General features: G+C 69.3%; 10 protein-coding genes. 4 read left to right on the top strand and 6 right to left on the bottom strand.

The features are described 5' to 3' along the window. Nucleotides 1-44: 44 nt before the first annotated feature. Both AMIS_RS11400 and AMIS_RS11395 read right to left on the bottom strand, forming a co-directional pair. Nucleotides 45-2,228, bottom strand: coding sequence for a molybdopterin oxidoreductase family protein (locus tag AMIS_RS11400; protein ID WP_014442421.1), 2,184 nt, complete (start codon nucleotides 2,226-2,228; stop codon nucleotides 45-47). A 65-nt stretch (nucleotides 2,229-2,293) separates the two neighbouring features. Beyond that, nucleotides 2,294-3,661, bottom strand: coding sequence for a cellulase family glycosylhydrolase (locus tag AMIS_RS11395; protein ID WP_014442420.1), 1,368 nt, complete (start codon nucleotides 3,659-3,661; stop codon nucleotides 2,294-2,296). 108 nt (nucleotides 3,662-3,769) lie between these two features. On the opposite strand from AMIS_RS11395, the gene AMIS_RS11390 reads away from it, so the two are divergent. After that, entirely contained in the window at nucleotides 3,770-4,282 is a 513-nt protein-coding gene (locus tag AMIS_RS11390) for a DUF4334 domain-containing protein (protein ID WP_014442419.1), read from the top strand. Then, nucleotides 4,279-5,346, top strand: a complete 1,068-nt coding sequence (locus AMIS_RS11385; protein WP_014442418.1) for an NAD(P)-dependent alcohol dehydrogenase — start codon at nucleotides 4,279-4,281, stop codon at nucleotides 5,344-5,346. Before AMIS_RS11390 ends, AMIS_RS11385 begins: the two co-directional genes overlap by 4 nt. Nucleotides 5,347-5,401: 55 nt before the next feature. Here AMIS_RS11385 and AMIS_RS11380 read toward each other — a convergent pair whose 3' ends face one another. Both AMIS_RS11380 and AMIS_RS11375 read right to left on the bottom strand, forming a co-directional pair. Then, nucleotides 5,402-6,058 carry a TetR/AcrR family transcriptional regulator gene (locus AMIS_RS11380; protein WP_014442417.1) on the bottom strand — a complete coding sequence of 219 codons (657 nt, stop codon included), beginning with the start codon at nucleotides 6,056-6,058 and terminating at the stop codon, nucleotides 5,402-5,404. 14 nt (nucleotides 6,059-6,072) lie between these two features. Beyond that, nucleotides 6,073-6,963: an oxygenase MpaB family protein gene (locus AMIS_RS11375; RefSeq protein WP_014442416.1), complete on the bottom strand. Its 891-nt coding sequence runs from the start codon at nucleotides 6,961-6,963 to the stop codon at nucleotides 6,073-6,075. Between the two features lie 37 nt (nucleotides 6,964-7,000). On the opposite strand from AMIS_RS11375, the gene AMIS_RS11370 reads away from it, so the two are divergent. After that, nucleotides 7,001-7,663 (top strand): GntR family transcriptional regulator, encoded by a 663-nt coding sequence (locus AMIS_RS11370; RefSeq protein WP_014442415.1) that lies wholly within the window; start codon nucleotides 7,001-7,003, stop codon nucleotides 7,661-7,663. Nucleotides 7,664-7,667: 4 nt separating this feature from the next. Here AMIS_RS11370 and AMIS_RS11365 read toward each other — a convergent pair whose 3' ends face one another. Then, on the bottom strand, nucleotides 7,668-9,125 hold the full coding sequence (locus tag AMIS_RS11365) for an aldehyde dehydrogenase family protein (RefSeq protein WP_014442414.1): 1,458 nt from the start codon (nucleotides 9,123-9,125) through the stop codon (nucleotides 7,668-7,670). A 94-nt stretch (nucleotides 9,126-9,219) separates the two neighbouring features. Between AMIS_RS11365 and AMIS_RS11360 the strand changes: the two genes are divergently transcribed. Then, nucleotides 9,220-10,338 carry an acyl-CoA dehydrogenase family protein gene (locus AMIS_RS11360; protein WP_014442413.1) on the top strand — a complete coding sequence of 373 codons (1,119 nt, stop codon included), beginning with the start codon at nucleotides 9,220-9,222 and terminating at the stop codon, nucleotides 10,336-10,338. On the opposite strand, the gene AMIS_RS11355 is transcribed toward AMIS_RS11360, so the two are convergent. Then, nucleotides 10,335-10,706, bottom strand: coding sequence for a hypothetical protein (locus tag AMIS_RS11355; RefSeq protein ID WP_014442412.1), 372 nt, complete (start codon nucleotides 10,704-10,706; stop codon nucleotides 10,335-10,337). The two genes, AMIS_RS11360 and AMIS_RS11355, sit on opposite strands and share 4 nt — an antisense overlap. Between the last annotated feature and the right edge of the window lie 10 nt (nucleotides 10,707-10,716).

The following is a 10,716-nucleotide window of genomic DNA, read 5'->3' as shown; positions in this document are numbered from 1 at the left end:
CGCGCGCAGGCCGGACCACGGAGGGTGCACCGCTCCCGCCGTACTCACATGGGATTGATCTGCACCGGGATTCCGTTGAGGACGCTGTTGCCGGACAAGGGGTCCATCACCAGCTCGTCGGTCAGGATGTTGGAGTTCACGCCGGGATTCTCGGCGGCCACCGACAGCCGCACGCCGGGCAGATCATGGCCCCAGCCGTGCGGCAGGCTCACCACGCCCGGCATCACCCGATCATCGACCTCGACCCGCGCCGACAGCGCCCCCGCCCGCGACACCACCCGCGCCGGCTCTCCGTCGACCAGCTCCAGCCGGGACGCGTCCGACGGGTGGACCTGCAGCGTGCACCGGTCGCGGCCCTTCACCAGCGCGGGCACGTTGTGCATCCAGCTGTTGTTGGAGCGCAGGTGCCGGCGCCCGATCAGGACGAGCTGCTCACGGTCCCGGTCCAGGGCGCCGAGAAGCCGTGCCGTCTCGGCGGCCAGCGGCGGAGCGCACAGCTCGACCATGCCGCTCGGCGTCCGCAGAGCGTCCGGGAGACGCGGCTGCAACGGTCCCAGATCGATGCCGTGCGGGTGCTCCTTGAGGTTCTGCAGCGTGAGGCCGCCGGGCCGTGCGCCGAATTGATCACCGTACGCCCCCGCGCGCACCGCCACGTCCAGGAGGCGCTCGGCCGGACCGTCGCCGGCGATCAGTTCCCGGGCCGCGGCGACGCCGGTCCGGGTGAGCGCCTGGTCGAGGAGGTACTCGTGGACGACGGCCGGGTCCCCGTCGCCCTGACCGGTGACGATGCGCAGCAGCCGGGCCAGGATGTCGCACTCGTCCAGGCCGTCGGGATCGGGCGGGAGCACCGGCGGCGAATAGGCGGCGAAGTTGCGCACCGCGAACCCGAGGAACGCGAAGTCGTAGTGGCCCTTGCGCATCGCGTCCAGCGGCGGCAGAACCACGTCGGCGTGGCGGGTGGTCTCATTCAGGTACGGGTCGACGCTCACCATGAAGCCGAGTCCCCCGAGAGCCCGGCCGAGCCGCCCGCTGTTCGGCGTGGACAGCACCGGGTTCCCGGCGACGGTGAGCAGCGCCCGGACCTGCCCGTCCCCCGGCGTCTCGATCTCGTCGGCCAGGGTGGCGATCGGCAGCTCGCCCTTGACCTCGGGGAAGCCGCGCACCCGGCTGTGCCACCGCCCGACCGTGAAGCCGGTGCGCTTGCCCGGCTTGCCGGAGAGGTGGGCCGCGAGCGGGAACATCACGCCGCCGGGCCGATCCAGGTTGCCGGTCAGCACGTTGAGCACGTCGATGAGCCAGCTGGCCAGGGTTCCGAATTCGACGGTGCAGGTGCCGATCCGGCCGTACACCGCCGCCCGGTCCGCGGCCGCGAGCTGCCGTGCCAGGTCCCGGATCCGCTCGGCCGGCACGCCGCAGGCGGCGGTCACCTTCTCCGGGGCGAAGTCGGCGGCCAGCTCCCGGACCTGCTCCACGCCTGTCACGAGTCCGGCCAGGTCGCGCAGGTCGGTCAGGTTCTCGTCGAAGAGTGTGTGGACCATGCCGAAGAGCAGGTACGCGTCGGTGCCGGGCCGGATGAACAGGTGCTCGTCGGCGTGCTCGGCGGTGCGGGTGCGGCGCGGGTCGACCACGACGAAACGGCCACCGCGGGCCTGGATCGCCTTGAGCCGGCCGGGGAAGTCGGCAGCCGTCGCGAGGCTGCCGTTGGACTCCCACGGGTTGGCGCCGAGGATCAGCAGGAAGTCGGTGCGATCGAGATCGGGCACCGGGATCGTGAGCGGGTTGCCGAACAGGTAGCCGCAGGAGACGTGTTTCGGCATCTGGTCGACGGTGCTCGCGGAGAAGACGTTACGGGTGCCCGTGGCCTTGAGCAGCGGTGTCACGTACAGCCCGCCGGCCATCGTGTGCGCGTTCGGGTTGCCGAGGTAGACGGCGAGCGCGTTGCGCCCGTACCCCTCGATGATCGGCCGCAGGCCGGCCTCGACCGCGGCGAACGCCTCGTCCCAGCTCACCTCGACGTGCCGGCCGTCGCGGCGCACGAGGGGGCGGCGCAGGCGGTCCGGGTCGCTGCTGAGCTGGCCGAACGTGGCGCCTTTCGGGCAGATGAAGCCGTGGCTGAACACGTGCTCCCGGTCGCCGCGAGCCGCGACGACCTGATCGTCGTCGGTCACGGTGAGTTCCAGGCCACAGGCGGCCTCGCAGAGCGGGCAGGTTCGATACGCGGTGCGCATGGCAGGACACCAGCCTTCCGGTTACTGGCCGGTATCCTGCCACGAAACGTCCAAGATCGGGGCGATCAGGCAGCGGCGCAGGTGACCGCCGGGACGGTGTTGCTGCCGGTCCACGAGCCGAGGAAGCCGAACGACGTGGTGGTACCGGCGGCGAGTTTGCCGTTCCAGGCGGCGTTGCGTGCGGTCACGGTCGTACCGCTGGATGTCACGTCGGCGCTCCAGGCGTTGCTGACCTTCTGGCCGTTGGCGAAGGACCAGGTGACGGTCCAGGTGTTGATCGCGGCGATGCCGGCGGTCACCTTGATCTCGCCCTGGAAACCGCCCGACCACTGTCCGGTGATCGCGTAGGTGGCCGTGCACCCCTGACCGCCAGGCGACGAGGGCGAAGGGGACGAGGGCGAAGGAGACGGCGACGAGGGCGAGGGAGACGACGACGGCGAGGAGGTCGACGGTGACGGCTGCACGCCGCCGAAGATCGAGGCCTCGCGGGCGGTGGCCTTGATCCCGTTCGGGCCGTTGAAGATCCGCTCACCCCAGGTCGACAGTTGATCCGGGTCAAAGCCGATCGCCATGTCCAGGATCGGGTCCGTGTTGCCGGCCCAGGACCAGCCCAGATATCCGAGATCGCGGGCGGCCGCCTCGGCGAGCAGCGTCTCGTGGTCGACCTGTGACGAGTCGAAACGCCAGCCGAACTCGCCGATTATCAGCGGCCAGCCGTTGTTCTTGAATGTATTCAGATAGTCAACAATTGACGCGGCCGTGTTGAACACCGCATACATGTGTATCGACAGAATCAAGTTGTGCTGGACGTCGGCGTCAAGCACCGTCTGCGCGTTGTTCCGCATCGTGTACTGCCAGTCCTGGCCCCAGTTCGGCGCGTCGACCATCAACAGGTGCTGGAAGCCGTTGCTGCGCATCTTCTTGACCGCGTCGACAGTCGCGGCGGTCCACTGCCCCGGGTTGGTGTTGCCGATCGGCTCGTTGCCGATGTTGATGACGACGTAGTCCTCTTGACCGGTCAGCACGCTCTTCAAGCCGATCCAGTAGTCCACGGCTTGATCCAGGGTGTACGCGGCGGCGTCCTCCCCGTACCCGGTGGTGTCGTGATTCTCCAGAACGCAGATCAACCTGTTCGCCTTGCACAGGTTGATCACGTTCTGCACGTCGGCGGCGCTGTTCGCCGTCCATCGACCACCGCTCAACACGACCCGCACGGTGTTGGCACCGGCCGCCTTGATGTCGGCGAACGAGTTCGTCTGATTCGCATACCAGGTGTGCATGTGGTTGACGCCGCGCATGACGAACTTCTGCCCGTTCGCCTCGACGATGTCAGTTCCACTGATGTGCAGGCCGGTGGCCGCATAGGCCGGTGCGACGAAGAACAGCACCGACGCGAGAGCCGCGAGCACCGCGGCGGCCAGAGATTTTTTCATGATCCACCTTCGGGGGAAAGGGGAAGGTCTGGGAGCGCTCCCAATCTGGGGACCGACCCATTGACTCATGCCGTTTACTGATTGGCAACAACGAGGAGGGCGATCGAAATGAACCCACGCGACCGCTTCGCCGAGATCCGCGCCGACGGCGGCAAGGCGACCCCGGACGAACTGGACCAGCTCTGGGCAGCGCTCCCGGCCGTCCGGCCCGAGGACATCCTCGGCTCCTGGCAGGGCAGTGAGTTCGTCAGCGGCCACCCGTTCGAGGGGCAGCTCGCCACGATCCGCTGGCACGGCAAGACGTTCACCTCGCTCACCGACGTGACCCCGATCGTCTGCCTCGACGACGAGGGCAACCGGTACGCCAACCAGGAGTGGTCCCGCGGCGGCGCCAGCCTCTGGACCGTGGAGTTCCGCGGGGAGCCGACCGCCACGATGATCTACGACCGGCGGCCCATCCTCGACCACTTCAAGCGGATCGACGAGAACACCCTGCTCGGCGTGATGAACGGCAAGGGCGTGCTGTCCGAGGACGGAAGGCACTACTACTTCATCCTCACGAAAGAGGCCGAAGCGAGAGAGTCCGAGGCGAAAGAAGCCGAAACGAAAGAAGCCGCATGAGGATCACGGCCGCCCTGGTCACCACCCCCGGCGGACCCTTCACCCTGCACGACGTGGACATCGACAAGCCCCGCCCGGACGAGATCCTGGTCCGGATCACCGCGGCCGGGATCTGCCACACCGACCTGACGATGCGGCGCGCCTGGTCGCCGAAGCGGCTCCCGATGGTCTTCGGGCACGAGGGCGCCGGTATCGTCGAGGCGGTCGGCGACGACGTCGCCACGGTCGTCCCGGGTGATCAGGTGTGCCTGAGTTTCCGCAGCTGCGGGGAATGCCCGGAGTGCGGGGACGGGCATCGGGCGTACTGCCGGCGCAGTGATCTGAACACGCGTGGCGGCCGGCCTGACGCGATCACGTCGGAGCACGGCCCGGTGTTCGGGGACTTCTTCGGGCAGTCCAGCTTCGCGACGTACGCGCTCGCCCACGAGAGCAACACCGTCAAGATCCCGGCGGACTTCCCGGCCGCCCTGGCCGCGCCGCTCGGCTGTGGCGTGCAGACCGGGGCCGGCACGGTGCTCAACGTGCTGGACACCGGTCCGGCCGACACGCTTGTCATCTTCGGCGCGGGCGGTGTCGGCCTGAGCGCGGTGATGGCGGCCGCGGCGCAGGGCGGCACGGTCGTCGCGGTCGACCCGATCCCCGCCCGGCGGCAGCTGGCCCGGGATCTGGGTGCCGCCGAGGCCCTCGATCCGGCCACCCCGGACCTGGTCAAGGCGCTGCGGGCGCTCACGAACGGCGGCGCGCACCAGGCGATCGACACGACCGGGCGCAGCGGCGTGATCCAGCAGGCGATCGCGGCGCTGCGCCGCCGGGGCACGCTCGCGCTGGTCGGCATGGGTGGGAGCGCCGAGTTCGACATCATGACGGTGATGACGAACGGGATCCGGATCCGCGGCGTGATCGAGGGCGACGCCGACCCGGCGGCCTTCATCCCGAAACTGATCGCCATGCGGCTGCCCCTCGAGAAGATCGTCACTGAGTACCCGTTCGCCGAGATCGAGACCGCCGCCCAGGACGCCGTCGCCGGCCGCACCATCAAACCGGTGCTCAAGATCTGGGACTAAGTTAATCGGAATTCACGCGCCATCTGCACAACAAGACCGCAAGCCGAGGGCGAAGTTAGCGAGGAGCCACGATCAAAGGCCCCACCACGGTACGGGTGAAACACCGCACCTGGTCGTCATCATCAAGATCGACATGACTGTCCGGGGTGATCAGGAAGCTCAGCGCGAGCCGCGCCACCACCTCCGCCACCAATCGGGTGTCCACGGTCGCCGGGATCAGCCCGTCCCGCTGGTCGTGACCGAGCTGACCGGCGACGAAATCCCGGATCGCGCCGAGCACCGGCCCGCCCCCGGTGGTCAGCATCGAGACGACCGCCTCCGGATCGGCGGCTAGCAGCCCGGCGACCAGCCGATTGCCCCGCGCGGCCCGCAGCGACGCCACGAAGCCCTCGACGAGCCGCCCCTCCCCGGTGGCCTGCCCGGCCACCACCCGGCGGAACTCGGCGACGTAATCCCGCAGCTCACCGAGGAGCAATTCCTCGACAAGGGCGGTCTTGGTGGCGAACCGCCGGTACACCGTGATCCGGGAGATCCCGGCTCGCCGGGCCACATCGTCCATGCTGGACCGCCGGATGCCGCGGGCGCGGAACTGCTCGGCCGCGGCGATCAAAATCCTTTCCCGGTACGGGTCGTCGTGCTCTCCCGGACCCGGGTCACGCCGAGCGGCCTCCTTCAACGCCCGGCTCAGCAGCGGTTCCGGCGAGGTGCTCATCGCCACGCGGGCGGTCAACCACGACGCAGGTGCTCGGCCGGGAAATCGGCCGGAGTGGGCGGCGGCCCCATTTCGGAGATGCGCACGCTGTCCGGGTATCCGGGGTAGGTGCGATTGCGCGGCGAATGGGCGAGCCTGCTGACCCGGCGCGGCGGCAGGAAACGCTCGCCTGCCGCTTTCGCCCGGAGGCTGGCCTCGGCCACCGCCGTGAGCCAGCGGGGCGCCGGTTCGAATCCGAACGCGCGCAGCATCCGGTCGTCGAGCAGGCTGCGGACACCGACCCGTGCGGCCGGGCGCAGCACCGGCGGGAACCAGCCGGCGAACAGGTCGACGGTGTGTTCGCCGATCTGCCGGTTGGTGTCGGAGTACGTGAAGTGCTGCTCCTCGTACGCCGCTTTGAACGCCTTGAACGCATCGAACGCCGGCGGGATCTCCCGGATGCCCATCCGCTTGCCGACTTCGGAGTAGTAGTGGAACGCGGCGAGCCGTTCGTTGTCGTGCAGCGGACGCCAGCCGTAACGGTCGAGCCAGTCGATCGGGTCGTAGATGAAGGTGGAGAGCACGTAGAGCATGTCGTCGTTGCTTATCGCATAGCGGCCGTGCGCGCGGTTGACGACTTTCAGCGACTCCTTGCCGCGCGGCGAGTCATAACCGTGCGCCGCCATTTCGGCCATCAGCAGGGCGGTGTCGTCGTAGCGTTTCTGCGGCCGGTCCCGGAACTCCCCGGTCGCGGCGAGCAGCGCGGAGATACTCGGCACGCAGTACGTGCGGAACAGTGCGAATTCCAGCGCCCGGGTGTAGTCCCACGGGAAGTCGAGGCCGGACGATATCTGGTAGATCTCCAGATGGTCGCGTTCCGGGTCGAGCGCGGCGATACGGTGTGCGTTCTCGTAGCGACGCGACATGTCACACCCCTTATTTGATATTTGATATGGTGATGCCGTGGCGATTCCTGCTGAGCGGCCCCAATTGTCCGAGGAGGTCGCTGCCACCCTGCGCGGCCGGATCATGTCCGGTGACCTGCGTCCCGGCGCTCGGATCCGGCTCGAAGAGGTCGCCGCGCAGCTCGGCGTCAGCATCACCCCGGTGCGCGAGGCCCTGCTGACGCTGCGCGGCGAGGACATGGTCGAACTCGAACCCCGCAAAGGGTACGTGGTCTCCCCGCTCTCCAAACAGGACGTGATCGACCTGTTCCAGTTGCAGGGGAACATCGCCGGCGAGCTGGCCGCCCGGGTCGCCGAGCGGATCACCGGACCGCAGCTCACCGAGATCACGCTGGCGGATCGGGCGCTCGCCCGCGCCGCCCGGGCCCGCCGCACCGGCGACATCGAGCGGCTCGAGTTCGAGTTCCACCGGTCGATCAACCTGGTGGCGCAGGCCCGGAAGCTGAGCTGGTTCCTGCACGTGGCGACCCGGTACACGCCGGCCCGCTTCTACGCCGCCGACCCGGCCTGGCGTGACGGCATGCGCGACGACCACGAGGCTCTGCTCGCGGCGTTCGGCGCGCACGACGCCGCGACCGCCCGGGCCGTGATGACCCGGCACTTCACCGACGGCGCCGAGCTGCTGGTCAAGCACCTCGACGAGCTCGGCATCTGGGCATAGCCACCTACTTACGGGCGTGCCGGAACCGGAACAGCTTGCGGGCCCGGTCGAGCGCGTGCGGGTCACGGTCGAGACGCATCAGGTCGATCAGCGGCGCGAACCGGCGCCACGTCACGGACTGCGCCCGGCTGAACTCGCGGAGACCGTCGGCGCCGTGGATCCGGCCGAACCCGGAGTCGCCGACCCCGCCGAACGGCAACGCCGGCACACCGGCGAAGCCGAGCACCGAGTTGATCGAGACAGCGCCGGTGCGCAGGCGGCGGGCCAGCCCGGCCGCACGCTTCTGGTCCTTCGAGAAGATCGAGGCGGCCAGGCCGTACTTCGAGTTGTTGGTCAGCCGGATCGCCTCGTCCAGGTCGGCGACCGGGTTGACCACGAGCGTCGGCCCGAACGTCTCCTCGGTGACCGCCGCGCTCTCCTCCGGCACCTCGGCGAGCAGCACCGGCGAGATGTAGGGCTCGCGGACCGACTCGACCCCGCCGACCACCGCGCGCCCACCGGCGGCGAGCGCGTCGGTCACGTGCGCCCGCACGATCTCCGGCTGCTCCGGGGTGGTCATCGGCCCGTACGCCTGCTCCTGCTTGATCTGCCCGGTGATCGCGGTCAGACGCTTGAGGAAGTCCTGGTAGACGGGACGCTCCACATAGACCCGCTCGACTCCGGCACAGGTCTGCCCGGCGTTGCCGAAGCCACCGAAGGCGGCTGACCGGGCGGCCGCGTCCAGATCCGCGTCGGCGGCGACGATCATCGCGTCCTTGCCGCCGCCCTCGACCACGATCGGCGTGAGCGTCCGCGCGCAGGCGGCCATGACCAGCCGTGCGGTGGCCGCCGAGCCGGTGAACGCGATCTTGTCGACGCCGCTCTCGCAGAGCGCCGCGCCGGTCGTCCCGTCACCCGTCACGACCTGCAGCACCGCGTGCTCCGGCACGGCCCGCGCCCAGGCTGCGGCGAGCCAGACGCCCACGCCCGGGGTGTGCTCGCTGGGCTTGAAGACCACCGCGTTGCCGGCGGCGAGCGCGTAGGAGACCGAGCCGAGCGGGGTGTAGACCGGATAGTTCCACGGGCCGATCACGCCGATCACGCCGAGCGGCCGGTACTCCAGGGCAGCGGTCTGGTCGGCGGAGAGCAGCCCGCTCGGCACCTTGCGCCGGCGCAGCACCTTGCCGGCGTTGCGAGCCGCCCAGTCCAGGTGCTCGACCGCGAGCATCACCTCGAGCAGCGCGTCGCCGAGCGGTTTGCCGGTCTCGGCGCGGATCAGCTCGGCCAGCTCGTCGGAGCCGGCCGCGATCGCGCGTTTCCAGGCGAGCAACCGGTCGCGGCGGCCGTGGGGGTCGAGCCCGGCCCACCACGCGGCGGCGATCCGGGCCTCGGCGACGGCCGCGTCGACCGTCTTGGCATCGGCTATGTCGTACTCCCCCAGCACCTCGGCTGTCGCGGGGGAAAGGGAACGCAGGGTGGCCATCGTCGTGCCTCCGACCGCAGATTTGATATTTGATATGTTACGTTCGGTGTCAATCCCCCGGTGCTACCTGCGGGAATATACATAAGGGGTTGAGATGGCAATCGATCTAACCTATGAGCAGCGCGCTTTCACCGAGGCTGTCGCCGAGTTCGCCAAGAGGGAGGCAGGCACCCGGGAGCAGCGCGACGCGCTCACCGACGGCGGCCGTCACGCTCATCATCAGGGCATCTATCAGCAGATGGCCGACCTGGGGTGGATCGAGGGCGCCATCGAGAGCATGAGCGACACCGTTCTCTTCCTCGAGCAGATCGGGTACGGGATGCTGCCCGTCGGCGGTTTCCCGGTCTCCGCGATCGTGGCCGCCGCGATCGAACGCTCCGGCTCCGAGGAGCAGAAGAAGACGGTGCTCGGCGGGTTCACGACCGGCCGGTCGTACTCGATCGCCATGTCCGAGCCGGAGGCCGGGTCCGACGTCGCCAACCTGTCCTGCCGGGCGGTCGCCGACGACGACGGCTACGTGATCGACGGGCAGAAGACCTGGATCTCCAACGCGCACTTCGCCGACGCCATCCTGCTCGTCGCCCGGACCGGCGGCGCCCCCGGCGACCACGACGGGCTGACCATGCTGCTGGTGCCGGCGGACACGCCCGGCCTGCGGATCAGCGGCATCGACACGATGGGCGGCAAGGAGGTCAACGACCTCTACTTCACCGATTGCCGGGTGCCCGCCGACGCCGTGGTCGGGACGGCCGGCAAGGGCTGGTGGCAGCTGATGGCCGGGCTCAACGTGGAACGGCTCATCCTCGCGGGTCTGATGCTGGGCACCGCGCGGCGGGCGTTCGACGACACCCTGGCGTACATCAAGGAACGTAAGCAGTTCGGCCGCCCGATCGGGAGCTTCCAGGTGCTCCGGCACCGGATCGCCGACCTGGCCACCGAGATCGAGTGCTGCCGGCTGCTGGTGCACCGCACCGCCGAGCTGGTCGACCGGAACCCGCAGCAGGTGCTGCCCCGGGAGAGCTCGATGGTGAAGCTGAAGGTCACCGAGGTGGCGCGGGAGACGGCGCTCGCCGGGATGCAGATGATGGGCGGGTACGGGTACGCCACCGAGTACGACATGGAACGTCACGTCCGCTCCACGCTGGTCTCCACGATCTACGGCGGGACCAGCGAGATCCAGCGGGACATCATCGGCAAGACCTACGGCCTCTAGCCTTCGAACAGGCGACTGACGAGGAACAACACGATCGCGACGGCGAAGTTCGACAACAGGGCCGTGACCAGGCCGAACCACCCCCGGTCACGGTCGGCGGACGTCTCCTCGGCGTTCGCCCACGGCCGGTCCCGGAACAGCCAGAGCACCAGCCCCAGCCCGTAGGGCACGAACAGCAGCATCCACCACCAGTACCAGCGGGTCCCGCGCACCGGCGCCGGTCCGGCGATCACCAGGACCGCGCCGGTCAGGGCCAGCACGATGCTGATCCCCTGGAGCCGGCCGCGCCAGGAGATCAGATCGCCGGCCGGGGGCCGGTCGAGCTTGCCGGCGAGCTCCACCACGTCAGCCCGGCGCCGATCAGCCACAGGACCAGGA

It is taken from the genome of Actinoplanes missouriensis 431 (assembly GCF_000284295.1).
GTDB lineage: Bacteria > Actinomycetota > Actinomycetes > Mycobacteriales > Micromonosporaceae > Actinoplanes > Actinoplanes missouriensis.
The sequence above is the reverse complement of the archived record's forward strand: the minus strand, read 5'-3'. Positions and strand labels throughout refer to the sequence as shown.